At 67.8% G+C, this 21914-nt stretch carries 17 protein-coding genes; 8 read left to right on the plus strand and 9 right to left on the minus strand.

Features of this window, described 5'->3' with window-relative positions; all coding sequences use genetic code 11:
- Positions 1 to 63 precede the first annotated feature (63 nt).
- The 5 genes from AC56LU_RS01825 (at position 64) to AC56LU_RS01845 (ending at position 5318) form a co-directional block, all read left to right on the plus strand.
- Positions 64 to 1371, plus strand: coding sequence for an extracellular solute-binding protein (locus AC56LU_RS01825; RefSeq protein ID WP_497173882.1), 1308 nt, complete (start codon positions 64 to 66; stop codon positions 1369 to 1371).
- 9 nt (positions 1372 to 1380) lie between these two features.
- On the plus strand, positions 1381 to 2262 hold the full coding sequence (locus AC56LU_RS01830) for a carbohydrate ABC transporter permease (protein ID WP_497173883.1): 882 nt from the start codon (positions 1381 to 1383) through the stop codon (positions 2260 to 2262).
- On the plus strand, positions 2259 to 3092 hold the full coding sequence (locus AC56LU_RS01835) for a carbohydrate ABC transporter permease (RefSeq protein WP_497173884.1): 834 nt from the start codon (positions 2259 to 2261) through the stop codon (positions 3090 to 3092). The genes AC56LU_RS01830 and AC56LU_RS01835 overlap by 4 nt, the downstream gene beginning before the upstream one ends.
- 25 nt (positions 3093 to 3117) lie before the next feature.
- Positions 3118 to 4233, plus strand: a complete 1116-nt coding sequence (locus tag AC56LU_RS01840) for an ABC transporter ATP-binding protein (protein ID WP_497173885.1) — start codon at positions 3118 to 3120, stop codon at positions 4231 to 4233.
- Positions 4234 to 4343: 110 nt separating this feature from the next.
- Positions 4344 to 5318 (plus strand): glycoside hydrolase family 43 protein, encoded by a 975-nt coding sequence (locus AC56LU_RS01845; RefSeq protein WP_497173886.1) that lies wholly within the window; start codon positions 4344 to 4346, stop codon positions 5316 to 5318.
- Here the strand turns inward: AC56LU_RS01845 and AC56LU_RS01850 are convergent.
- The 5 genes from AC56LU_RS01850 to AC56LU_RS01870 are packed head-to-tail and all read right to left on the minus strand — an operon-like array spanning position 5281 to position 12881.
- A complete protein-coding gene (locus AC56LU_RS01850) occupies positions 5281 to 7167 on the minus strand; it encodes a sensor histidine kinase (RefSeq protein ID WP_497173887.1) in 1887 nt (628 codons plus the stop codon). The genes AC56LU_RS01845 and AC56LU_RS01850 overlap by 38 nt on opposite strands.
- A gap of 51 nt (positions 7168 to 7218) precedes the next feature.
- On the minus strand, positions 7219 to 9711 hold the full coding sequence (locus AC56LU_RS01855) for a sensor domain-containing protein (RefSeq protein ID WP_497173888.1): 2493 nt from the start codon (positions 9709 to 9711) through the stop codon (positions 7219 to 7221).
- A 57-nt stretch (positions 9712 to 9768) separates the two neighbouring features.
- Positions 9769 to 10434, minus strand: coding sequence for a uridine kinase (udk, locus tag AC56LU_RS01860; RefSeq protein ID WP_497173889.1), 666 nt, complete (start codon positions 10432 to 10434; stop codon positions 9769 to 9771).
- Between the two features lie 52 nt (positions 10435 to 10486).
- On the minus strand, positions 10487 to 12286 hold the full coding sequence (kefC, locus tag AC56LU_RS01865) for a glutathione-regulated potassium-efflux system protein KefC (protein ID WP_497173890.1): 1800 nt from the start codon (positions 12284 to 12286) through the stop codon (positions 10487 to 10489).
- Positions 12276 to 12881: an NAD(P)H-dependent oxidoreductase gene (locus AC56LU_RS01870; RefSeq protein ID WP_497173891.1), complete on the minus strand. Its 606-nt coding sequence runs from the start codon at positions 12879 to 12881 to the stop codon at positions 12276 to 12278. The genes kefC and AC56LU_RS01870 overlap by 11 nt, the downstream gene beginning before the upstream one ends.
- Positions 12882 to 13039: 158 nt before the next feature.
- Here AC56LU_RS01870 and AC56LU_RS01875 point away from each other — a divergent pair, with 158 nt between their 5' ends.
- The 3 genes from AC56LU_RS01875 to AC56LU_RS01885 all read left to right on the plus strand — a co-directional run bounded on the left by AC56LU_RS01875 (position 13040) and on the right by AC56LU_RS01885 (position 17197).
- Positions 13040 to 15916, plus strand: coding sequence for a PAS domain-containing hybrid sensor histidine kinase/response regulator family protein (locus tag AC56LU_RS01875; RefSeq protein ID WP_497173892.1), 2877 nt, complete (start codon positions 13040 to 13042; stop codon positions 15914 to 15916).
- Between the two features lie 118 nt (positions 15917 to 16034).
- A complete protein-coding gene (locus tag AC56LU_RS01880) occupies positions 16035 to 16424 on the plus strand; it encodes a hypothetical protein (RefSeq protein WP_497173893.1) in 390 nt (129 codons plus the stop codon).
- Positions 16425 to 16537: 113 nt separating this feature from the next.
- Positions 16538 to 17197, plus strand: a complete 660-nt coding sequence (locus tag AC56LU_RS01885) for a TetR/AcrR family transcriptional regulator (RefSeq protein ID WP_497173894.1) — start codon at positions 16538 to 16540, stop codon at positions 17195 to 17197.
- On the opposite strand, the gene AC56LU_RS01890 is transcribed toward AC56LU_RS01885, so the two are convergent.
- From AC56LU_RS01890 to AC56LU_RS01905, 4 genes are all read right to left on the minus strand, one after another.
- Positions 17194 to 17700, minus strand: coding sequence for an outer membrane beta-barrel protein (locus tag AC56LU_RS01890; RefSeq protein WP_497173895.1), 507 nt, complete (start codon positions 17698 to 17700; stop codon positions 17194 to 17196). The genes AC56LU_RS01885 and AC56LU_RS01890 overlap by 4 nt on opposite strands.
- Before the next feature lie 395 nt (positions 17701 to 18095).
- Positions 18096 to 19520, minus strand: a complete 1425-nt coding sequence (gene lpdA, locus AC56LU_RS01895; RefSeq protein ID WP_497173896.1) for a dihydrolipoyl dehydrogenase — start codon at positions 19518 to 19520, stop codon at positions 18096 to 18098.
- A gap of 4 nt (positions 19521 to 19524) precedes the next feature.
- The gene (locus AC56LU_RS01900; protein WP_497173897.1) at positions 19525 to 20877 is read right to left on the minus strand and encodes a dihydrolipoamide acetyltransferase family protein; all 1353 of its coding nucleotides are present in this window, start codon (positions 20875 to 20877) and stop codon (positions 19525 to 19527) included.
- A 1-nt stretch (position 20878) separates the two neighbouring features.
- The gene (locus AC56LU_RS01905; protein ID WP_497174205.1) at positions 20879 to 21892 is read right to left on the minus strand and encodes an alpha-ketoacid dehydrogenase subunit beta; all 1014 of its coding nucleotides are present in this window, start codon (positions 21890 to 21892) and stop codon (positions 20879 to 20881) included.
- Positions 21893 to 21914: the final 22 nt, after the last annotated feature.

Here is a 21914-nt window from a genome sequence, read left to right on the forward strand (position 1 = left end):
CGATAATTATTTGCTAAGATGGCGAATGAAGAGATTCCACCCGGAACGACCCAGGAGACAGGCTTGACCCGATCGATGGCGCGTCTTGCCGCCGTGGCAAATGCGGCAATGCTGGTTCCCATGCTGTGCGTGCCCATCGCCGCCTTCGCGCAGACCGAGGTGCGCATGTGGACGCTGCTCAGCGGCGGCGACGGTGCGCGCATGGCGGCGCTGGTCGACCGCTTCAATGCCAGCCAGCGCGAGGTGCGCGTGACCAGCACCACGCTGAAATGGGGCGAACCCTTCTACACCAAGCTGATTACCGCGTCGGTGGTCGGCGCCGGCCCCGATATCGCCACCGTCCACCTGTCGCGCATGACCAATCTGGCCGGCGGCGGCGTCCTGCGTCCGATCGCCCCGGGCGAACTGCGCGATGCGGGCCTGGACCCGGCCGACTTCTATCCGCGCCAGTGGGAGAAATCCCGGCATGCCGGCAAGACCTACGCGATTCCGCTCGACCTGCATCCGCTGGTCCTGTACTACAACAAGACGCTGGTTGGCCGGGCCGGACTGCTCGGCGCCGACGGCGGGTTGACGCCCATCGAAGGCATCGATGCGCTCAGCGCTGCCTTCCGCGCGGTGCGCCAGGCCACCGGGCGCCCCGGCATGACGATGGAAAGCAACCAGAGCTCGTATGCGGTCTACCGCCTGTGGCTGACCATGCTGGCGCAGCGCAATGCGCCCCTGATCCGGAACGGGCGCTTTGCCTATGGGACGGCCGGCGTGGATTCGCTGGCACGGATCAGCAGCTGGTTCGCCAGTGGCCATGCGCAGGCGGGCCTGAGCTACGCGGCATCGACCAGCCAGTTCATCGGCGGGAATGCCGGCTTCATGATCAACGGCGTGTGGGAAGTGCCGGAAATGCAGCGCGCCACCGCCAATCGCACCCTGGGCTTCGAGTATGGCATCGTGCCGATGCCGCGCATGTACGCCAACCGGAGCGTGTGGGCCGACTCGCACGCCTTTGCCCTCCCCGCCAACGAGGGCAGGCCGATGCCGCCCCGGAAGCTGCGCGCGGTGATGCGCTTCATCGCTTTCGTGAGCAAGCATTCGTTCGGCTGGGCCGAGGGCGGCCACGTGCTGGCCTACCGTCCGGCGGCCGAGTCGCCCGCCACGCTGGCCCTGATGCCGAACCGGCTATATGCCGACGTGCCGCGCCACGTGGTCTACGCGCCGGACGCCTGGTACATGGGTGCGGCCGGCCCGCTGGAGGCGATGGCCTCGAAGTACCTGCCGGCGGCGCTGTCGTCGCAGCTGACCCCGGGCCAGGCACTGCGCATGTTCGAGCTTGAAGCGGCGCTGCTGCTGCGCAAGCGCGCGCCGCGCTACTAAGGAGAGCATATGGCGGATAAGCATCGGAACGGAGGGAGGGATGAGGCGCTGCCGGCGCTGATGCTGCTGGCGCCATTCGGCATCGCCTTCGGCCTGTTCTTCCTGCTGCCGACGCTGCAGACCTTCACCATGAGCCTGACCGAGAGCAGCCTGACGCGCACCAACGGTTTCATCGGCCTCGCCAACTACGCCACGCTGCTGCGGGACCCGTCGTTCTGGTCGGCGCTCGGGAATACCTTCTATTTCGCGCTGCTGACGGTGATTCCGCTGACAGCGCTGGGCCTGCTCATGGCCCTGCTGGTCGACCATTTCACCCGCGCCAGCGCCTGGCTGCAGGGCGCCTTCTTCCTGCCCTATGTGCTGCCGATCTCGGTGATGACGCTGATCGCGGACTGGATGCTGCAGCCGTCCACCGGCGTGGTCAACCAGCTGCTGGGCCTCGAGCGCGCCTGGCTGGCCGACGTCACCTGGGCCCTGCCGTCGGTGGCGATTGCCACCGTGTGGTGGACGGTCGGCTTCAACATGCTGATGTTCCTGGCGGGGCTGCGCAACGTTCCGGCCGACCTGTACGAGGCCGCCGCCCTGGACGGGGCGCGCGGCTTCACGCTGTTCCGCAGCATTACCTGGCCGGCCATGCGCCCGGTGGTCTGGCTGGCCCTGGTACTGCAGCTGATCGCTTCGATGAAGGTGTTCGGCCAGACCTATATCCTGACCGCGGGCGGGCCGTTCAACACCACCCGGATGACCCTGCACTACATGGTTGAAACCGCCTTCACTCAGAGCGACGCCGGCTACGCGGCCGCAATCGCGATGGCCTTCGTTGCGGTCGTCATCGCGCTCTCGCTGGCCCAGGCCGGGCTGGCGCGCTTGCTCGCGAGAGGCGCCAGATGAGGGCGCGCACCAGTCTGGCCTGGAGCGCCGCCGGCGCGGTGACGGCCTTGCTGCTGGCCGTGCTGTGGGTGGCGCCGCTGCTGTGGGCGGCCAGCACCGCGCTGCGGCCCGAGCACGAAACCGTGTCCGCGGTGTTCCACTGGCTGCCGCAACAGTGGACCGTGGCAGCCTTTGCCAAGGTGCTGGGCGCGGGCCGGGTCGGGCGCTGGATGTTCAACAGCGCGCTGGTTGCGCTGCTGGTCACCGTGCTCACCATGGCCCTGTCGCTGACCGCGGCCTACGCGTTCTCGCAGCTGCGTTTCCGCGGCCGCGGCCTGGTGTTCGGGCTCACCATGCTGGCCTTCCTGGTGCCCTTCGAAGCACTGCTGGTGCCGCTGTTTCGCATCATGAACCAGCTCGGGCTGATCAACAGTTACGCCGGCATCGTGCTGCCGCAGGTGGTGGCGCCGGTCGTCATCTACGTGTTCAAGGGCTTCTTCGACGCGGTGCCGGCCGACTTCCGCGAAGCCGCGGTGATGGATGGCGCCGGGCCGCTGCGCATCCTGTGGAACGTCTACCTGCCGGTGTCGGGGAATATCGTGTGGGCGATGGCGATCGTTACTTTCATCGCCGCCTGGAACAACTTCTTGTGGCCCTTCATCATCGTCACCGAGAGCGACATGATGACGATTCCGCTCGGCCTGACCCAGACCCAGGACGCCTATGGCGTGATCTACGCGCAGCTGATGGCGGGAGCGCTGATCGGCGCACTGCCGGTTGCGCTGGCCTATGTGCTGTTCCAGCGCCGCGTGACCCACGGCTTCCTGGCCGCCACCGGGCTGAAGGGCTAACATTGCGGTAAAAAGCGGAGACTCGATGGCATCAGTGCACCTGCAAGGCATCACCAAACACTACGACGGCAACCCCGTCATCAATGGCATCGACCTCGACATCGCGGACGGCGAGTTCGTGGTGCTGGTCGGACCCTCGGGCTGCGGGAAGTCGACCCTGCTGCGCATCGTCGCCGGACTGGAAGACGTCAGCGCGGGCACCGTGGAGATCGGCGGCCGGGTCTGCAACGACGTGGCGCCGGCGGAGCGCGGCATCGCGATGGTGTTCCAGAGCTATGCCTTGTACCCGCACATGACGGTGGCGGAGAACATGGGCTTCGCCCTGAAGCTGGCCAAGGTCCCGCGCGCCGAGATCACCGAGCGGGTCGGGCACGCCGCCCAGATCCTGCAGATCGGCCACCTGCTGGAGCGGCGCCCCAAGGCGCTCTCTGGCGGCCAGCGCCAGCGCGTGGCGATCGGGCGCGCCATCGTGCGCCAGCCCGAGGTGTTCCTGTTCGACGAGCCGCTGTCGAACCTGGACGCCGCGCTGCGCGGCCAGACCCGGGTCGAGCTGGCGCGCCTGCACCGGGAGCTCGGGGCGACCATGATCTACGTGACCCACGACCAGGTCGAGGCCATGACCCTGGGCCAGAAGATCGTGGTGGTCAACGGCGGGCGCATCGAGCAGGCCGGCGCCCCGCTCGAATTGTACGAGCGGCCGGCCAACCGCTTCGTGGCCGGCTTCCTGGGTTCGCCGCGCATGAACTTCCTGCCCGGGATGCTGGCGGGTGAAGAGGGACCGGCGGTGCACGTGCGCCTGGCCGGCGGCTACATCGTGTACGTGGCCGCGGATGCCGGGCGCGCCGCGCCCGGCGCCGGGGTGACGCTGGGGGTGCGGCCCGAGCACCTGCGGGTGGAAGAAAGAGAGGGTGGGGATCGCGCCACCGGCTTCCCGGCCACGGTGACCCTGGTCGAATACCTGGGCGATTCGACCATCGTGTACGCCCAGGTTGACGGGGGGCCCGAGATGGTCTCGCTCACGTGCCGCCTTGACGAGGTTTGCCCGGAGCCGGGCGAGCGCGTGATGCTCGGCTTCGACCCCGGTCATGGCCACCTGTTCGATGCCGATGGCGCCGCGCTGCCGCGCGCGTCGATGCCGTAGTGAATAGCGGTGTGTCTTGACCCTTTCTCAAGTGCGCCATGCAGGGGTGATTTCGTTTAGCTTTTGTCTTGAATGCGCAAAGGTGGATGCGCAGAAGCAGGAGCGAACACATGATCAAGACCTACAGCAATCCGGTGTATCCGGACATCATGGCGGACCCCTTCGTGCTGCGGCACGAAGGCCGCTACTACGCCTACGGCACCGCCCCCGACGGTCCCGGAGGCGGGCGCTTCCCGGTGCTGGTGTCGAACGACATGGTCGACTGGCACCGCGCGGGCTACGCCATCTCGGCGCCGGCCGAGGCCGGCAACGACCATTTCTGGGCGCCCGAGGTGGCCTTCAGCGAGGGCAGGTTCTGGATGTACTACTCGCGTGGCGACCAGGAGGGCAAGCACCAGAAACTGCGGGTGGCGGTGTCCGACAACCCCATCGGCCCCTTCGTCGACCAGGGTAAGCTCCTGGTGCCGCACCTGCAGTTCTCGATCGACGCCCATCCTTTCCGTGACCGCGACGGCCAGTGGTACCTGTACTACTGCGTCGATTTCCTGGATCAGGAGGACGACCACCGGATCGGCACCGGCATCGTGGTCGACCGCCTGGTGGCGATGGACCGCCTGGCGGGAGAGCCGCGCACGGTGGCGCGCCCGCACGCGGACTGGCACCTGTTCAGGCAGGGGCGCGCGATGTACGACGCGGTATACGACTGGCATACGGTGGAAGGCGCATCGGTGCTGGTCCACGGCGGGAAGTACTACTGCTTCTACAGCGGCGGCGCCTGGGAGAAGGAAAACTATGGGGTCAGCTACGTGGTGGCGGACCATCCGCTGGGGCCGTTCAGCCGGCCGGAAGGAAGCAACGAAGCGCTCCTGATGCGTTCGCGGCCCGGCAGCGTCATCGGCCCCGGCCACAATTCCTTCACCACCTCGCCGGACGGCAGCCAGGACTGGGTCGTGTACCACGCCTGGGACCCCGCCATGACCGGGCGCCGCATGTGCATCGACCGGCTGGTGTGGGAGGGAGGCCGGCCGGCCACGGCCGGGCCGACCTTCACCCGCCAGACGGCGCCGGCGGGGTTGGTGATGTAGCAGGCAGGGTGGCCCCAGGCGGAATGAGCGGCAGCGACACGGTGAAGGTGCTGCCCATCCCCTGGCCGTCGCTGCTGACTGCCAGTGTGCCCTCGTGCAGCGTAACGAGCTGCCTCGACAAGGCGAGGCCGACGCCGAGGCCGCCCGCGCTCAGGTCGGTCTTGCGTGTCTCCTGGGTGAACAGCTCGAACGCATGCGCCATCAGGTCGGCGGACATGCCGATGCCGTGGTCGCGTACCGTCAGCAGCGCGCGCCCGCCGTTCGACGTCAGCGCCAGTTCGATGCGGCCGCCGTCCGGGGTGTACTTCGCCGCGTTGTCCAGCAAGTTGGCGACCACCTGCACCAGCCGGGTCCGGTCGCCCAGCACCATGAGCGGCGCGCCGCCGATCGCCCGTGCCAGCAAATGCCTTTTCGCGTTCACCAGGGGCAAGACCTGCTCGACGGCTTCCGCGATCACTTCCTGCAGGCCGGTAGGCACCCGTTCCAGCTCGACCTGGCCGCGGGTGACCCGCGATACGTCGAGCAAATCGTCGATCATGTCGGTCATGTGGCGGGTCTGGCGGCGGATCATTTCGCCGTAGCGCTTCTGCTGCTCCGCATCCGGAGGCGCCATCACCAGCAGTTCGGCGGCTACCGCGATCGGCGCCAGCGGGTTGCGCAGTTCATGGGCCAGGGTGGCCAAAAATTCGTCCTTGCGGCGTGCGGCCAGCCGCATCGCGGCTTCGTTGGCGCGCAGCTTGCCGAGCAGCGATTGCAGCGCGATGCGCAACATGCGGATTTCGCGGTAACCGCCGCCGGCATCGCCGATCGCCTCCAGTTCGCCGGCTTCGATGCGGCGCGCCGATTCCGCCAGTTCGCCCAGCGGCCACGCGATGCGCCGCGCCAGCAAGGCGGCCAGGCCGGCCGCGAGCAACGCGATGCCCAGCCCGATCGCGAAGACCTGGCTGCGGAACTGCGCGATCGGCGCATACGCCTGGCCGACTTCCTGGCGCACCAGCACGGTCCAGTTCAGGCCGGGCGAGAAACTGTGCCCCTGGCTCCTGCTGTAGCCGACCAGGTAGCGCTTGCCGTCGCCGAAGCCCTGCACCGCATAGCCGCTTCCAGCCGGCCACACGGGCGCGTCGCCACCGTCCACCTGCCGGGGCGACAGTTCGGTGCCGACCAGGTGCTTCGGACCGATGATCACCCGCATGTCCTGTCCTACGACCAGCGCTTCGATATGGCGGCGGGTGAGCAGCGGCAGCACGACCGACTGCCTGATCTCGCTGGCCCAATCGATGCTGAGGTGCGCCCCCAGTACACCGGCGACGCGCCCGGAGGCGTCGTGGTAGGGGAAGGCGATATCGATGAAACGCAAGGGTTCGGCCCCTGCCGGCTGGAGCAGCTTGCTGAGCATGAGCGCCTCGTGGACGTCGGTCAGGTGCCGGCCGTCGAGTGCATTCCTGAACCACGGACGTCCGGCGACGTCGGCGCCTTCGAGCAGGCGGTTGGCGGAGACCAGCACCCGCCCGGTCGCATCGGTCAGGCCGAGCCAGGCATAGTAGGGATAGGTCTTCTGCATGGCTTCGAGCACCCGCCGCCTGGCGGCCGGATCGGCGCCCGGGCCGGCCAGCCCGGCCTGCGCCGACAACAGCCGGACTTCCCGGTAACGCTCGAACAGGGTGCGGTCCAGCTTGTCGGTGGTTTGCAGCGCGATCTCGGCGAACTGGTGTCCAAGCTCGTCCTCCGAGCGCTCGGTGGCCAGCCGGTTCAGTATCAGGGCCAGCACCACGACGATGGCCAGCGCCAGCCCTGCGAACAGCAGCATCAGTTGGGTCGAAATCCTGGTGCTGCGTGTGTGGGTCGTCATGGCGGCATCTTACCCTGTCTGACTTGCTGCGTGGAAAAGTGGCACGCCGCGTCAACCGGCCGGCGCCGGCCCGCCGAAGCATGCGCGCAGCTGCGCCAGCGGCATCGGCCGCGCCAGGTGGTAGCCCTGGGCCTGGTCGCAGCGCGCCGCGCGCAGGAATTCCAGCACCTCGGCGGTCTCGACCCCTTCGGCCACCACCGCCATGCCGAGCGCGTGCGCCATGTCGACGAAGGCCTTGACGAAATCGACGGTGGTCACGTTATCGTCCTGCTGCATGACGAAGGAGCGGTCCAGCTTGAGGACGTCGATCGGGAAGCGGCGCAGGTAGGCCAGGCTCGAATAGCCGGTGCCGAAGTCGTCCACCGCCAGCTGGATGCCGAGCGACTTCAGTTCGCGCAGCATCGAGGCGGTGTGCTCGATGTCCTCGATCAGCGCGCTTTCGGTCAGTTCCAGCTCCAGGCAGTCGGGCGGCAGGCCGGTGCGGACCAGCGACTCGCGTACCTCGTCGGCGAAGCCGGCCTGGGCCAGCTGGCGCGCAGACACGTTGACCGACACCACCAGCTTGCGGCCGCAATCGTTCATCAAGCCACGCGTGCGGGCACATGCTTCTTCCAGCACCCAGCGCCCGATTGCATTGATGAGTCCAGTCTCCTCGGCGATGCCGATGAACTGCTGCGGCGGCACGCGGCCCCGTTCCGGGTGGTTCCAGCGGATCAGCGCTTCCATGCCGACCAGGCGCATTCCGTCGAGCGCATAGCGCGGCTGGTAGTGCAGTTCGAATTCGCCGCGCGCCAGGGCCGGGCGCAGCGACAACTCGAGCGCCATGCGCTCCTGCGTCGCCACCGTCATCTCCGGCTCGAACACGCGGTAGCGGTTGCGGCCCGCGCCCTTGGCCCGGTACATCGCCGTGTCGGCGGCCTGGAACAGCACTTCGCGGGTCTGCGCATCCTGCGGGTACATGCTGATGCCGATCGAGGCGCCGATGATCACGTCGATGCCGCCGACCTTCACCGGCGCCGTGAGCACGTCGAGCAGTTTGTCGGCGATGACCGCGGCGGCCTTCCGACCGCTGGCGCAGTGGGCCGCCACCACGAATTCGTCGCCGCCGAGGCGCGCGATGATGTCGGTGGGGCGGATCACCTTGCGCAGGCGCGCCGCCACCTCGCACAGCAGCACGTCACCCATCTCGTGGCCGAAGGAATCGTTGACTTCCTTGAAACGGTCGAGGTCGAGGAACATCACCGCCACCGACGACCCGTAAGGGCAGGCGTCGAGCATCTGCTGCACGCGCTCGCCCAGCAGGGCGCGGTTCGGCAGGCCGGTCAGGGTGTCGTGGGTGGCCAGGTGGTGCAACTGGCGTTCGGCCTCGGCGCGGTCGCTCAGGTCGCGGATCACGGCCAGGAAGAATTCCTCGCCCTCGTCGTCGAAGCGCGAAATCTGCACTTCGGCGGGGAACACGCTGCCGTCCTTGCAGCGCTTCTCCAGGCGTAGCAGCTGGGCATGCCCCGCACGCAGGCCGGCCAGCATGGTGCGACCTTCGTCGAAGCCGAAGTTCACGTCGGTGGCGAGCATGCCGGCGAACTCCTGACGGCTGTAGCCGAAGCGCGCGCAGGCCTGGTCGTTCACCGAGACCACGCGTAGTCCGCCGTCGACGATCATGACGCTGTCGCCGGCCTGGTTGAACAGATTGCGGAAGCGCTGCTCGCTCTTGCGCAGCCGTTGTTCGGCCTCGCGCCTGGCGGTAATCTCGTGGAAGTACACCGAGATACCGTCGGCAAGCGGGTATACGCGTACCTCCAGCCACACCTGGCGCGGCTCCCAGAAGGTCTCGAAGCTGTCCGGCTGGCGCGTCGCCATTGCGCGCTGGTAGTGTTGCAACGTGGGCGAATGGTGCAGGTCCGGCGCCATCGCCAGCAGCGGATGGCCGATCGCATCGGCCACCTTCACGCCGACGAAGTCACCCGCTTTCTGGTTGGCATAGGTCAGGCGCCAGCCGCTGTCGATGGCGAAGAAGGCGTCGCCAATACTCTCGAGCATATTGTTGAGCGCGGCTTCCGAGCGCAGCAAGGCGCGCTGCGCGACGTATTGGCCGGTAACGTCGCGCGCGGTCACGAAGGTGCGCTGGTGTTGCTCCAACCAGCAAGCGGCGACCGACAACAGGATTTCGCGGCCTTCGCGATGCCGCAGCCGCGCGACGAATTCGGAACGTTCGGGATGATGACTGCGCAGGCCGTCCTGGATGGCGAGGGCTTCCTCGTGCTGCTCCGGATGAATCAGGTCGTTGAAGTGCAGGCCGGCCAGCTCGCCCGGGTCGTAGCCGAGCAGGGTGCGCGATGCGGCGTTCACGCGCAGGACGCGGCCGTCGGGATCGAACACGGCCATCAGGTCGAGCGCGTTGTCGATCAGGGCCGCGTTCTCTTCGGCGAGCACAGCGCGCCCGTCCGGTGAGGAGGTGGAAATGTCCAAGGTAGTCACGAATGTCGCGGCGTAGCCGCTGCTGGTGGAGGCGGACAGCTGGCGGTCCGCGGAGACCAGTATAGCCATTTCTACCTGGAAACAGAGCGTTGCGCGACGAAATTACTACACTTGTATAGACAAGTTTCAGTCTGCGCGCCGGTCCGCGAGTCGGCGCTCGGCCAACTGGCCGATGACGCTGGCCACCTTGGTCGTGATCATATCGACCGCCGGCCCATTGGCGCCATGCGGCAAGATGACATCCGCGTCGCGCTTGGTGGGCTCGATGAACTGCCTGTGCATCGGGCGTACCGTTTCGAGGTACTGGGCCACGATGCTCTCCATCGAACGGCCGCGTTCGGAGATATCCCGTTGCATGCGGCGGATGAAGCGGACATCGGCAGCCGTATCGACGAAGATCTTCAGCGACATCATCTTGCGCAAATCCGCGTCATACAGGGCAAACAGGCCTTCGATCACGATGACCGGCGCCGGTTTGACGGGAATGGTTTTATTCGAACGGTTGTCGATCGTGAAGTCGTACACGGGCATCTCGATCGTCTCGCCGTTGCACAAGGCCCGGACATGCCGTACCAGCAGGGGCCAGTCGAAGGCCTGCGGGTGGTCGTAGTTCTGCTTGCGCCGGACCTCGGGGCTGAGGTCGGACTGGTCGCGGTAGTAATCGTCCTGCATCACGACCGACACCATGTCGGCGCCGAACGATGCCAGCACCTGCTGGGTCACCGTCGACTTGCCGCTGCCGCTGCCGCCGGCGACACCAATAACAAAAGGTTGGTAGGAAATCTCATTCATCCCCGAATGATACCGGAGTGGCGGCCGGACCGACAGGGTCCGGGGGGACTTCTCACGCGTCCGCGTCGTCCGGATCGCGGCGCAGGGCGACGAAGTCGCGCTCGAACATGGCATGCAGTTCTTCGCGCGCGCGGCGCGCCATCGAGGCGTACTGCTCCCGGTCCTTGTAATACGGGTACACATCGAGCACGCTCTTGAGATTGTGCTCGCGGAAGCGCATCGCAGCCTGGCGGGCGAGATAGGCGCCGAAGCCGAGTTCTTCCAGCGTGCGCCGGCCCAGCATCAGCGCCGATTCGAAGGTCTCGCGCTCGATCACGGTCACGCCCAGGTCCATCAGTTCGTAATAATGGGTGACGTTGCGGGCGCGCGCCAGGATTGGCAGGCCGGGGAAGGCCGCGCGCACCGCCGCCGCCAGCTTCAGGCTGTCGTCGATGCCGTCCACCGCCAGCACCAGGGCGCGCGCGTGGGCCGCGCCGGCCGCGTGCAGCAGGTCGGCACGGGTGGCGTCGCCGTAGAACACCTTGAAGCCGAATTCGCGCAGGGTGTCGATCTGGTCGGGGTCATGGTCGAGCATGGTCAGCGGCACCTGGTTGGCGTGCAGCAGGCGGCCGACGATCTGGCCGAAGCGCCCGAATCCGGCGATGATCACGTGGCCCTGGTTGGCGTCGATGGGGTCGGCCGCGCGCTTGTGCCGGCGCTGCCAGCGCGGCTCGAGCACGCGGTCGTACAGCATCAGGAGCAGCGGGGTGGCCATCATCGACAGCGCGACCACGACCACCAGCATCGAGGCGGTCTCCGGCGCGAAGACCCTGGCTGCGGCGGCTGCCCCGAACACCACGAAGGCGAACTCGCCGCCCTGCGACAGCAGGAAGGCGAACAGGACGCGCTGGCGCCCCGTCATGCCGAAGAAGCGCGCCATCAGCCACAACAGCCCCAGCTTGATGGACAGGAAGGTGGCCGCCATCAGGACGATGCGCCAGGGCTGGGCCAGCAGCACGCCGAAGTCGACCGACATGCCGACCGCGATGAAGAACAGCCCGAGCAACAGTCCCTTGAACGGCTCCAGGTCGGCCTCGAGCGCGTGGCGGTATTCGGAATCGGCCAGCAGCACGCCGGCCATGAAGGCGCCGAGGGCCATCGACAAGCCGCTCGAGGCCATCAGGAGCGAGATCGCGATGATCAGGAGCAGGGCGAAGGCGGTAAAGATCTCGCGCATGCCGGTGCGGGCGATGAAGCGCAGCAGCGGGCGGATCAGGAAGCGCCCGGCCAGCACCAGGGCGGCGATCACGGCGGCAGCCTTGAGCACGCCCGCCCAGCCGCTGTCCGGGTGCGAATCGGCCACGCCCAGCAGCGGCACGACGGCAATCATCGGGATCGCGGCGATGTCCTGGAACAGCAGGATCGAGAAGCCGGCCTGGCCGGCCGGGGTCGGGAGCAGGTTCCGTTCCTGCATGGTGGTGAGCGCGATCGCGGTCGAGGACAGCGACAGGCCCAGCGCTGCAATCAGCGCGATCTTCCAGCCGATGCCGGCCAGGATCGCCGCGAGCACGAGCGCCGCCGTCACGCCAAACACCTGCACGCTGCCCCAGCCGAAGATCGAGCGGCGCAGCGCCCACAGGCGGCGCGGCTCGAGTTCGAGGCCGATCACGAACAGCAGCAGCACCACGCCGAATTCCGAGAAGTGCAGGATGTCCTCGACCTCGCCGATCAGGCCGATGCCCCAGGGGCCGATGGCGATCCCGGCCAGCAGGTAGCCCAGCACCGCGCCCAGGCCGAGGCGCTTGGCGACCGGTACCGCGATCACGGCGGCCGCCAGGTAGACCATGGCGTTGAGAAGCAGATCATGTTCCATCATCGACTCCTTTGGCCGCTCCCGCATCGAGGTCGATGCCGGCATGGCGCGCTACCTGCGTCCGCAGCGCGTCGGCATGGCGCCGGGCAGCCTCGGGAGCTGCGGAATCGTGGTTCGCATCGGCAGCCGATTCGGCGCCGTAGAACACGTGCGGCGCCAGCCAGTCCATGCCGCATGTCTTCACGGTCTGTTCGAGCGGCGCCAGGAAGTCTTCCAGCGGACGGCCGTGCCGGCCGCCGGGCCGGTAGTCGCCGGCGGCGCCGGCGCAGGCCACCGCGGCAAAGGCGGTCTTGCCCTCCAGGCGCCCGGATTGATGCGCCGCCCAGGCGGGCGTGAACACGCTGTCGAACCATTCCTTGAGCAGGGCCGGCATCGCGTACCAGCCGAGCTGGAACACGAACACGAGCAGCGGTGCGGCCTTGACCAGCTCGCGCTCGCGGCGCACGTCGATGTAGAAGTCGGGATACAGCTGGTACAGGTCCTGGACCCGTACTCCGGGCAGGCTGGCGACGGCGTCGGCCACCCGGCGGCTGATGCGCGAGCGGTGCAGCGACGGGTCGGCGTAAACGACCAGGGCGCGGAGGTCGGTGCTCATGAATGGTTCCTGGCGTGCCGGCGGTGAGTGATGCCGGAATTGTACATTGCAAGAATGAAACTGTTGTGTCATCGCTGCGTAATGACATGACACATTCGTGTTTCGCTGTTTGTCCTTAGATATTACAATTGCTTTCCTACAAATGGAAACGGACCAGCATGGTGCACGCGGCAGTGGCAACCCGCCGGCCTTTCGCTCAGGGCGGAAGCGAACTCGGCAAACTCATCGACGCATTCGACTGGCGTGCCACCAGCCTCGGACCGGTGGCGCAATGGCCGGCGGTGCTGCGCAACACGGTCGAGCTGATCCTGCGCTCGCCGGCGCCGATGGTCACCATGTGGGGCCGCGAGGGCCTCATGATCTACAACGACGGCTACGCCCGCATCGCCGCCGAGCGCCATCCGCAGCAGCTCGGGGCACCGGTGCGCGAGAGCTGGCCCGACGAAGCCGACTTCAACGACAACGTGATGCGGGTCTGCATGGCGGGCGGCACGCTGTCCTACCAGGACGCCGAGCTGCGGCTGTGCCGCCACGGCACGCCCGAGCAGGTCTGGCTGAGCCTGGACTATTCGCCGATCGTGGCCGACGACGGCGGCGTCGCCGGCGTGCTGGCACTGGTGGTGGAGACCACCGAGAAGGTGCGCGCCCAGCGCTACCTCGCCGGGGAAGGGGAACGGCTGCGCGCCATGTTCGCCCAGGCGCCCGGCTTCATGGCCATGCTTGCCAGCCCCGAGCACCGCTACGAACTGGTCAACCAGGCCTATCTCGGGCTGGTCGAGCGCGCCGACATCGTGGGCCGCAGCGTGCGCGAGGTGCTGCCCGAGATTGCCACGCAAGGCTTCCTGGCCCTGCTCGACCAGGTGTACGCCACCGGAGAGCCGCACACCGGCGCCGGCGCCGAGGTGTGGCTGCTGGGTGCGGACGGCGTCAGCCGCCAGCACTACCTCGACTTCGTGTTCCAGCCGGTGCGCGACGAGTCGGCCGCGGTGATCGGCATCTTCGTACAGGGCAACGACGTCAGCGAGCGTGTGCGCGCCGAGCGCGCCATGCGTGAAAGCGAGGCGCGCTTCCGCAGCTTCGCCCAGGCCATGCCGGCCCAGGTCTGGGCCGCCGACGCCGACGGGCGGCTCGACTGGTTCAACGAAAGGATCTACGCCTACAGCGGCTACCGTTACGACGAGCTGCTCGGCGACGGCTGGGGGCGGATGGTGCACCCGGGCGACCTGCACACGGTGCGCACCCGCTGGACCGAAGCAGTGGCCACCGGCGCCGTGTTCGAGGCCGAGGTGCGCCTGCGCCGCGCCGACGGCAGCTACCGCTGGCACCTGAACCGCGCGCTGCCCCTGCGTGGCGACGACGGACAGTTCAATGGCCAGATCGTCGGCTGGGTCGGCACCAATACCGACATCGAGGAACAGAAGAACACCGCGCAGCGCTACGCCGCGCTCAGCGCCGACCTGCAGGGCCAGGTGGCGCTGCGCACGGCCGAGCGCGACCGCATGTGGCGGCTCTCGAAAGACATCCTGCTGGTATGCGCTTTCGACGGCCGGGTGGAGGCGGTCAGCCCGGCCCTCGGCGCGCTGCTGGGTTGGCAGGAGACCGACATCCTGGGCAAGAACTTCCTCGAGCTGGTCCACCCCGAGGACCGCCCGGCGACCATCGCCCAGATGGCGGCCCTTGGCCGCGGCGACACCGTGAACACGTTCGAGAACCGCTATCGGCGCAAGGACGGCGGCTGGCGCCTGCTGTCGTGGACGGCGGCCCCGGACGAACGCTTCGTGCACGCGATCGGACGCGACGTCACGGCCGAGCGCGAACAGCGCGAGACCATCCGCCGCACCGAACTCGCGCTGCAGCAGTCGCAGAAGATGGAAACCATCGGCAAACTGACCGGCGGGGTGGCCCACGACTTCAACAACCTGCTGCAGATCATTTCCGGCAACCTGCAACTATTGCAGATGTCGGCGATGGCACGCGACCCGGCGAATGCCGGCTGCGCGCGCTGGATCGAGAGCGCGCGCTCTGCGGTCGACAAGGGCGCCAAGCTGGCCAGCCACCTGCTCGCCTTCGGGCGCCGCCAGCCGCTCGAACCCAGGGTGGTCGGGATCGGCCGCGTGGTGGCCGGCATGGAAGACCTGCTGCGCCGTTCGCTGGGCGAAGAGATCGAGATCGAGATGGTGGTGTCGGGCGGCTTGTGGAACACGGCGGTGGACGTGGCCCAGGTCGAGAATGCGCTGCTGAACCTGGCCATCAACGCGCGTGACGCGATGAGCGGATCCATGCTCGGGCGGGGCCGGATGACGATCGAGGCCACGAATGCCGTGCTCGACGACCTGTACTGCCGCGGCCACGGCGACGTGAACCCGGGCCAGTACGTGCTGCTTGCGGTGACCGACACCGGCTGCGGCATGCCGCCGGAAGTGGCTAGCCGCGCCTTCGAGCCCTTTTACTCGACCAAGGAAGAAGGCAAGGGCACCGGCCTGGGCCTGTCGATGGTGTATGGCTTCGTCAAGCAGTCCGGCGGCCACGTCAAGATCTACAGCGAAGTGGGGCAGGGCAGCACCGTCAAGCTCTACCTGCCGCGCTCGGCCGCAGCCGAGGAGCCGGCCGGCCCGGCCGAGCCACAGGCGGCCGACGGCGGGACCGAAACCATCCTGGTGGCCGAGGACGACGAAGCGGTGCGCGCCACCGCGGTCGAGATGCTGACCAGCCTGGGATACCGGGTGCTGCAGGCGCCGGATGCCGCCAGCGCGCTGACGGTGATCGAGAGCGGGGTGCCGATCGACCTGCTGTTCACCGACGTGGTCATGCCGGGGCGGCTGCGCAGCCCCGAACTGGCGCGCATCGCGCGCGCGCGCCTGCCGAAGCTGGCGGTGCTGTTCACCTCGGGCTATACCGAAAACGCCATCGTGCATGGCGGTCGCCTCGATCCGGGCGTGGAACTGCTGGGCAAGCCTTACACCCGGGAACGGCTGGCGCGCCGCATCCGCCAGGTGCTGGACAAGCAGAAACACATCAGCGGCGCGCCAGGCTGAGGACCGGCCTGGCGCGGCAGGGCGCCGTCCTACAGGCTGCTTCGGCCGGAGACTATGCGTGCGCGGCCCGCGCAGGATTATCATGACTCCATCGAACTATTTGCCACAGGAGGCCAGCATGTCGATGCAAAGCGAAAGCAAGGACGCCAAGGGGCGCAACTACGACCAGGCAACCCGCGACGGCAGCAGCAGCGCCGGCTCGATGGGCAGCGGCGGCACCGGCGACATCGGGGCCATGGGAGGCGCCGGCCAGGGCAGCCAGCAGTCGGCCAGCCGGACCGACGACCTGCTGGCAGGCGACACCACCGACCAGGAGGCCGAGCAGGCCTTCAGCGGCGGCAGCCAGGGCGGGCAGATCCAGACCGGGATGGAAGGGATCGGCAAGCAGGACGGGGGCGCCGGCGGGAGTCGACAATCGGCCCCGCCGCCGGCCCGGCAAGGCAACATGCCGACCGACAAGACCGATGCCGACCAATACGACCAGGGTAGCGCGCCGCGCGAACGCTGAGCGTTGCCAAGGCCGGACCGGCGCTCGCCGGTTCGGCGATGCGCGCCGCAGCCTGGGCGCGACCCTTCGCATGGTCAACATGGCGGCGACAAGTTTCTGTGTAGAATGTCGCCATGAAAGCAGAGCTCACCCCACCCCGTTCCTACCGCGGGCTGTCGCAGGAAGAACGGCGCGCCGACCGCCGCGCACGCCTGATGGCCGCCGCGATTGCCGTCTATGGCGAGCGCGGTTATCACCAGGCCACCGTCAAGGCGGTCTGCGAGGAAGCCGGCCTGACCGAGCGCTATTTCTACGAATCCTTCCCCAACAGCGAAGCGCTGCTGATTGACTCGTTCAATGCGGTGACTTACTCGGTGCTGGGCGAGATCACCCGCGCCGCCAGGGAAGCGGGGCGCGGACGCATCGCACGCTCGCGCGCCATGCTGCACGCCTACTTTGCCGCGCTACAGCGCGAGCCGCGCTCGGCCCGGGTGTTCCTGGTCGAGATCCGCGGCGTCAGCCGCGCGGTGGACCACGCCTTCGACGCGGCGCTGCGCGCGATCGGGCGCGAGGTTGCGCGTATCGTGGCCCCGCCAGGCGCGCCGGATGACGAACTGCTGCAGGCCGGCGTGGTCGGCGGGGTGATCCATATCGCGCTGCGCTGGATCGACATGGGCTACACGCCAGGCATCGACAGCGTGGTTGATTCGGCGCTGCGGCTGGGCGCGGTGTTATCGACTCGCCATGAAAAAAGCCCGGCCGGGGCCGGGCGTGAAACCGACAGCGCGGCTTAGAACTGGAAGGCCACGCCTGCGCTCAGGTTGGTCGCGTCACTGGCGGGCTTCTGCACCTCGAGGCGGGCCGACACTGCCGGGGTGAAGGCGTAACTGACGCCGACGCCGTACAGGGCCTTGGTGTCCGATTCCTTGGCGCTGAAGCCGCCGGCGCTGCCCTTCACTTCGAGGCGGTTCAGGCCCAGTCGGCCGTACACGCTGAGGCTGTCAGCGACCGGCAGGCTGCCGACCACCGACAGCGCCAGCTGGTCGGCGCGCACATTGGTGTCGATGCCGCTGAAGCGGATATCCTTGTCCGCCAGACGACGGTAGCCGCCTTCGACCGCGAAGTTCTGGTGGAAGTTGTAGCCGACAAAGGCGCCGACGCTGGTGTCGCGGCCGGAGACGTCGTCGATCCTGGTGCGGCCGATGTCGGCGCCGGCATAGAAGGTATTCGGTTGCGCGGCGAAGCTTGCCGACGACGCGAGAATCAGGGCAGTGGCAGCTGCAATTTTCTTGAACATATTATGTGCCTCTTTTCTTTCCGGTGATGCGCTGGGGCTAATTCCCGAGCGCGGTGCGATTATTGCAGCTGGGATACGTTAATCGCAATCTTTCACGTGGTACAAAAGTGCAAATATTGTTTGCAATTGTAACGATATATGCATATATCGTTTGCCTATAAGTGGATCTTGGCAAAGGATAATAGGTAAAGCCACGTAGGGTGGGCGGCTTCACCATGGGAAGCAGCACATCGCCAACGCAAATGCCGCCCACGCGTTCAACTCCCGCTGGAACGGATGCGGCGACTATTCTCCTTGGATTTGAACGCGTGGGCGGCGTCCGAGGCGCAGGCATGATCACCTGCGAGGGTGAAGCCGCCCACCCTACGCGTATCGAGGGTGGGCGCCTGAGGGGCTTAGATATGCAGCGCGTGTCCCAGCGCCCGCAAGGCCGCTTCCTGGACGGCTTCGCCCAGGGTCGGATGCGCATGGATGGTGCCGGCGATGTCTTCCAGCTGGGCGCCCAGTTCGATCGACTGCGTGAAGCCGGCCGCCAGTTCCGACACGGCGCCGCCCACGGCCTGCCAGCCGATGATGCGGTGGTCGCTCTTGCGCGCCACCACGCGCACGAAACCGTCCGTGCTTTCGATGGTCATCGCGCGGCCGTTGGCGCTGAACGGGAAGTTGGCGGTGACGATCTCGATGCCGGCCTTGTCGGCATCCAGCGGCGACATGCCCACCACGACGATCTCCGGATCGGTGAAGCACACCGCCGGAATCGCCGCGGGCGCGAAGTGGCGGCGCTTGCCGGACACGATCTCGGCCACCATCTCGCCCTGTGCCATCGCGCGGTGCGCCAGCATCGGTTCGCCGGCCAGGTCGCCGATCGCCCACACGTTGCGCATCGAGGTGCGGCACTGGTCGTCGACCCGGATCGCGCGGCCATCCATGTCCAGCATCAGGTTTTCCAGGCCCCAGCCGACCGTCCGCGGCTTGCGCCCGACCGCCACCAGCACGCGGTCCGCTTCCAGCAGGGCTTCGACGCCGGAGGCGTCGCGCACGCGCACCCGCTGGCCATCCTCGTCCATCCCCAGCACCGAGGTGGCCAGGCGCAGTTCCACGCCGAGCCGGCTCAGTGCCGCCGCCACCGGTTTCACGAGATCGGCATCGTAGGCCGGCAGGATACGGTCGGCCGCTTCCACCACCGTCACCTGGCTGCCCAGTTTGCGGTAGGCGGTGCCCAGTTCCAGGCCGATGTAGCCGGCGCCGACCACCACCAGCCGTTGCGGGATGTCGCCCGGCGACAGCGCCTCGGTCGAGGAAATGACCGGACCGCCGAAGGGCATGAAGGGCAGTTCGACCGGCACCGAACCGGCTGCCAGCAGCATATGCTCGCAGCGAATGCGCACCGATGCTTCCGCTTCGCCTTCCGCGCGCACCTCGACCGTCTTGCCGTCCAGGATGGTGGCCCAGCCGTTCACCAGCTTGACGCCGTTCTTCTTGAGCAGGCCACCGACGCCGCCGGTGAGCTTCTTGACGATGCCGTCCTTCCAGGCCACCGTCCGCTCCAGGTCGATGCGCGGCTCGACCGCGGCCGCGGCCGTGCCGAAGCTGATCCCCAGCGGCGAAGTCTCGGCCGCATAGCTGCGCGCCTTGCAGAACTCGTCGGCGGCGTGGATCAGGGCCTTCGAGGGGATGCAGCCGATGTTTAGGCAGGTGCCGCCCGGCGTGGCGCCTTCGACCAGGATGGTCGGCACGCCCAGCTGGCCGGCGCGGATGCCGGCCACGTAGCCGCCCGGGCCACCGCCGATGATGAGTAAAGTAGTGTGTAGTGTCTCCATGCCTTTACTCCACGAAGATGGTCGCCGGGGTTTCGAGGTAGCCCCGGATCGCCTGGATGAACTTGGCCGCCACCTGGCCGTCGATGACCCGGTGATCGAAAGACGAGGACAGGTTCATCATCTTGCGCGCCACCATGGCGCCGTCGCGGATGACCGGACGGTCGACGATGCGGTTGGTGCCGATGATCGCCACTTCCGGCCGGTTGATGACCGGGGTGGTGACGATGCCGCCCAGCGGGCCCAGGCTGGTGATGGTGATGGTGGAACCCGTGAGCTCGTCGCGCGTCGCTTTCCCGGTGCGCGCGGCCTCCGCCAGGCGCGCCACCTCGGCGGCGCTGTCCCAGGGAGTGCGCGCCTCGGCGTGGCGAACCACCGGCACCATCAGCCCGGCCTCGGTCTGGGCCGCGATGCCCAGGTGGACCGGCTCGTACTGGGTGAGCAGGTTGTTGGCGTCGTCGTAGCGCGCGTTCATCATCGGGTATTGGCGCAGCGCCAGCACCACGGCGCGCATCAGGAGCGGCAGCAGGGTCAGCTTGCCGCGCTCGGCGCCGTACCTGGCGTTGAGCTGGGCACGCAGCAGTTCCAGTTCGGTGACGTCGATCTCTTCGACATACGTGAAGTGCGGGATCTGGCGCTTGGCTTCCTGCATCTTCTCGGCGATCTTGCGGCGCAGGCCGATCACCGGCGTCGCCAATTCGCCTTCGCGTTTCGCATAGCGATTGTCGCCGCCCGCGCCCTGGCTGCCGCCGCGGCGGCCCGCCACGTGGGCGTCGAGGTCGGCGTGGGTGATGCGTCCCGCAGGGCCGCTGCCGTGCACGAACTGCAGCTCGATGCCGAGGTCCCAGGCGCGCTGGCGCACGGCCGGCGCGGCCACCGGCTTTTCACCGTCGGCGCGCATCGGCGCCGGGCCGTTCTGGTAACCGCGCGACTGCGGCGCCGGGGCCTTCGGTGGCGGCGGGGCAGGGGGTGCCGGCGCCTTCGCCGATGCGCCGGAGGACGCTTCGGCGTGGGCCACCGCCGCCAGCTGCGGATCGCCGACTTCCTCGGCCGGGGCGGTCGCCGCGGCGGATTTCACCGGTTCCTGTTTCGCTTTCTCACCCGAGAAATTACCGGCGCCTTCGACCTCGAGGCGGATCAGTTCCGCGCCCACGGCCAGCGCCTGGCCGACCGCGCCGCCCAGGCTGGTGATGGTGCCCGCGACCGGCGAGGGGATCTCGACGGTGGCCTTGTCGGTCATGACGTCGGCCAGCACCTGGTCTTCCTTGACCGTATCGCCCGGCTGTACGTGCCAGGCGACCACTTCGACTTCGGCGATGCCTTCGCCCAGGTCCGGCATTTTAATGACGTGAATGCCCATCTTATTTACCCTCCAGCGCACGTTTCAGGGCCGCGCCGACACGGTCGGGCCCCGGGAAGTAAGCCCATTCCTGCGCATGCGGATACGGGGTGTCCCAGCCAGTGACGCGCTCGATCGGCGCCTCCAGCTGGTAGAAGCAGTGTTCCTGCACCAGCGCCGCCAGTTCGGCGCCGAAGCCGCTGGTGCGGGTGGCCTCGTGCACGATCACGCAGCGCCCGGTCTTCTTGACCGAGTTGACGATGGTCTCGAGGTCGAGCGGCCAGATGCTGCGCAGGTCGATGACCTCGGCGTCGATGCCGCTTTCACGTGCGGCCGCTTCCGACACCCATACCATGGTGCCGTAGGCCAGCACCGTCACGTCATTGCCCGGACGTACGATGGACGCCTTGTCGAGGTCGACCTTGTAGTAGCCGGTCGGCACGTTGCCGAGCGCGTGGCCGGACCACGCCACCACCGGACGGTCGTGATGGCCGTCGAACGGCCCGTTGTACAGGCGCTTGGGTTCGAGGAAGATCACCGGATCGTCGTTCTCGATCGAGGCGATCAGGAGACCTTTTGCATCGTAGGGATTGGACGGCATCACCGTGCGCAGGCCGCACACGTGGGTGAAGAAGGCTTCCGGGCTCTGGCTGTGGGTCTGGCCGCCGTAGATGCCGCCGCCGCAAGGCATGCGGATCACCATCGACGAGGTGAACTCGCCCGCCGAGCGGTAGCGCAGGCGCGCCGCCTCGGACACGATCTGGTCGGTCGCCGGATAGAAATAGTCGGCGAACTGGATCTCGATGACCGGGCGCAGGCCGTAGGCCGCCATGCCCACCGCGGTGCCGACGATGCCGCCTTCGGAAATCGGCGCGTCGAACACGCGCGACTTGCCGTACTTGGCCTGCAGGCCGTCGGTCACGCGGAACACGCCGCCGAAGAAGCCGACGTCCTGGCCGAACACGACCACGTTGGGGTCGCGCTCCATCATCACATCCATGGCCGAGCGCAGCGCCTGGATCATGGTCATCGGCATGGTGGCCGTGTCCTTGTCTACT

It is taken from the genome of Telluria sp. PB2R4 (genome assembly GCF_059685695.1).

Excerpts from the sequence above, each read along its gene's own strand:
- AC56LU_RS01835 (WP_497173884.1), top strand. The coding sequence starts at position 2,259 with ATGAGGGCGCGCACCAGTCTGGCCTGGAGCGCCGCCGGCGCGGTGACG.
- AC56LU_RS01880 (WP_497173893.1), top strand. The coding sequence starts at position 16,035 with ATGTCGATGCAAAGCGAAAGCAAGGACGCCAAGGGGCGCAACTACGAC.
- AC56LU_RS01900 (WP_497173897.1), bottom strand. The coding sequence starts at position 20,877 with ATGGGCATTCACGTCATTAAAATGCCGGACCTGGGCGAAGGCATCGCC.
- lpdA (WP_497173896.1), bottom strand. The coding sequence starts at position 19,520 with ATGGAGACACTACACACTACTTTACTCATCATCGGCGGTGGCCCGGGC.
- udk (WP_497173889.1), bottom strand. The coding sequence starts at position 10,434 with ATGAATGAGATTTCCTACCAACCTTTTGTTATTGGTGTCGCCGGCGGC.
- AC56LU_RS01890 (WP_497173895.1), bottom strand. The coding sequence starts at position 17,700 with ATGTTCAAGAAAATTGCAGCTGCCACTGCCCTGATTCTCGCGTCGTCG.
- AC56LU_RS01885 (WP_497173894.1), top strand. The coding sequence starts at position 16,538 with ATGAAAGCAGAGCTCACCCCACCCCGTTCCTACCGCGGGCTGTCGCAG.
- AC56LU_RS01845 (WP_497173886.1), top strand. The coding sequence starts at position 4,344 with ATGATCAAGACCTACAGCAATCCGGTGTATCCGGACATCATGGCGGAC.
- AC56LU_RS01855 (WP_497173888.1), bottom strand. The coding sequence starts at position 9,711 with ATGGCTATACTGGTCTCCGCGGACCGCCAGCTGTCCGCCTCCACCAGC.
- AC56LU_RS01905 (WP_497174205.1), bottom strand. The coding sequence starts at position 21,892 with ATGCCGATGACCATGATCCAGGCGCTGCGCTCGGCCATGGATGTGATG.
- AC56LU_RS01870 (WP_497173891.1), bottom strand. The coding sequence starts at position 12,881 with ATGAGCACCGACCTCCGCGCCCTGGTCGTTTACGCCGACCCGTCGCTG.
- AC56LU_RS01830 (WP_497173883.1), top strand. The coding sequence starts at position 1,381 with ATGGCGGATAAGCATCGGAACGGAGGGAGGGATGAGGCGCTGCCGGCG.
- AC56LU_RS01850 (WP_497173887.1), bottom strand. The coding sequence starts at position 7,167 with ATGACGACCCACACACGCAGCACCAGGATTTCGACCCAACTGATGCTG.
- AC56LU_RS01840 (WP_497173885.1), top strand. The coding sequence starts at position 3,118 with ATGGCATCAGTGCACCTGCAAGGCATCACCAAACACTACGACGGCAAC.
- AC56LU_RS01875 (WP_497173892.1), top strand. The coding sequence starts at position 13,040 with ATGGTGCACGCGGCAGTGGCAACCCGCCGGCCTTTCGCTCAGGGCGGA.
- kefC (WP_497173890.1), bottom strand. The coding sequence starts at position 12,286 with ATGGAACATGATCTGCTTCTCAACGCCATGGTCTACCTGGCGGCCGCC.